Source organism: Candidatus Cyrtobacter comes, assembly GCF_034470605.1.
Classification (GTDB): domain Bacteria; phylum Pseudomonadota; class Alphaproteobacteria; order Rickettsiales; family Midichloriaceae; genus Cyrtobacter; species Cyrtobacter comes.
In genome coordinates this window covers 1-2,116 of the sequence record NZ_JARGYT010000127.1, presented here as the reverse complement: position 1 = coordinate 2,116, position 2,116 = coordinate 1, and the positions used below count along the sequence as shown (strand labels likewise).

Genomic DNA, 2,116 nt, shown 5'->3' with positions numbered 1-2,116 from the left:
AATGGACTCAGGCAAAGCAAATCCGCCGCTCCACACATTGCTCTAGCTTTTTAACTCTTATTTTATATGACGTTTTATATTGAGTTAGCTATATAGTTATTTAAGATATATTATTGAACGTACAAACACTATTCCAAGTGTTTTCTAAAACATTGATTACAGTAATTAGATATTTAATAGCTAAAGACGTCTAGCTGGGCTCTAAAAATTTACAGGAGCTTAGATAAAGTGGGATAACAAGTATCCCACTAGACAGAATACAACCCTAATTATAGGCTATCTCTTAGTAAGACCTTATGTATTAAGCATTGCTTTTATTTAGTTTTTATTTAATATCTTCATATTAATTACATATATGCCGTCACCTTTTTTTAGAAATATTCTCCGCGCTGCTGGACTTATTACTAGTGCCCCAACACTTGGTTCGCTTGCTGGTTTTATTACTGGTTCGGTTGCAAATGGGCTTGATTACCTTGCTCTTCATAATAATCAATATGCTGGCCAATTATCTATTAAACATCTGGGTCAAAGTGAGATTCATGATCCAGTATCCTATAAAGATAATTTAGACACCAATACATCTTTGGGTTTTGGATACCCTTCGGATCAAGATCTTTTTCCACTATTACTTACGGAACACAGTTAATTTAAAATTATGTTGAGATTATTAACAAGAAAAGGGCTTATGGAGTATCTGTCGTAAGTCTCAAAAGTATATTAAAAGCGGTTTTGTGCGTGGGAAGCGGCGCTATAGATGTAAGAGTTATTATTACACCATTACTAATGGTCATAATAAATATGATAATGCAACTAAGCGTCTTCCAATATATCTGAATATGGTTCGTAGAATTTCACATATATTGAATATACCCTTAGCAGCCTGTTTTAGCTGGATTAAGAAGGCTGGTCAAATTGTTAATTTGATTGTTAAAGAGCGCAAAAATCAGATTGAATATATTAAAATATTGGAGATAGATGAACTGTATACCTTTATTAAAAAAACCTATAAGAAGTGCAATCACTTGATATGAAAGAGGTAGATTGAGTGGGTTGATTAATGCATTTAACCATCAGCTTTTATCAATTGCAGGCTATTTTCCAGATCAAAGACAAGATTGGTCAGAGATTGGCTTTGTTGTCGCTTATTAAGGGCTGCAAACAGGTTATTTTTTATTAAGAGCATAACTTGTATAAAGAGCCTTATTTGACCAAAGGATTTAAGCTAACTATAGAAGATTGAGATCTTTATACGAAGCTTTTTAAAAGTCCTGCACAAAACGCTATACGATTTGCTATACATATTTTTACGAAACATTATAACATCTTTTATATTTTTCATTTATTACTTTTTGTTATAGCCCTAATATGTGCCTATGCTGCAAAAATATTTATCATAATAGAGTATGGACTTTTAGGATATCCTGTACATATTATGTGTTTCTCGGTTTATGGTGGGCATAGCTCAGCTGGTTAGAGCGCTAGTTTGTGGTACTAGAGGTCGCGGGTTCGACCCCCGTTGCTCACCCCTGTTTTATCTTATTGTTGAGGTTTCTTAATTTTAAGGTAGTAATATGGTTTTATCCTAAAGCAAAAAATAGAAACTATTAGTGTAACCCTTGAGAGGTTTATTGCCATTGTAGATAAAAATAAGATTCAATAGATCCTTTATTAAAAGATGTAATCAGGATACTATTTATTACACTAGATACATATAATAATTGTCATTATATCAAGCCTAATTTTGATTTGCGATAAAGATTTGGGTAGGGATCCGCTATAGTGGATCTATAACTTTGATCCTTGTTAGAAAATATAATAATTGTTAAACGCACTATTTCCTGATATTTGCCAAATCTTTTCGTACGGCAGAATATAGGCATTGTCATGCATAGATATATAGCGCCAAATCTCTAAACATCTATCTATATAGTCATCCTGAGCATGCATTTAGAGTAATGTTTCTTATTAAGCGAGCACCTTAGACTCGAGTTTTTAGCCTCTACTAAGCAAGTTTATCTAGGCACTGTTAACAAAGGTTTTGCCAAATAATGGAAAAGATGCAATATTATATTGGAGGCGATAAATATGGTATTTAGATGGATAAAAGGTTGTTTCC

At 32.8% G+C, this 2,116-nt stretch carries 1 protein-coding gene and 1 tRNA gene; both read left to right on the top strand.

Annotated elements, in window-relative coordinates:
• Positions 1-355: 355 nt before the first annotated feature.
• On the top strand, positions 356-646 hold the full coding sequence (locus Cyrtocomes_RS05935; RefSeq protein ID WP_322498268.1) for a hypothetical protein: 291 nt from the start codon (positions 356-358) through the stop codon (positions 644-646).
• Positions 647-1,451: 805 nt separating this feature from the next.
• Positions 1,452-1,525: transfer RNA gene (locus tag Cyrtocomes_RS05930), tRNA-His, on the top strand.
• Positions 1,526-2,116 lie beyond the last annotated feature (591 nt).

What these genes read in the sequence shown, in the direction of transcription:
- Cyrtocomes_RS05935 (WP_322498268.1), top strand. Translation starts at nt 356, where the DNA reads ATGCCGTCACCTTTTTTTAGAAATATTCTCCGCGCTGCTGGACTTATT.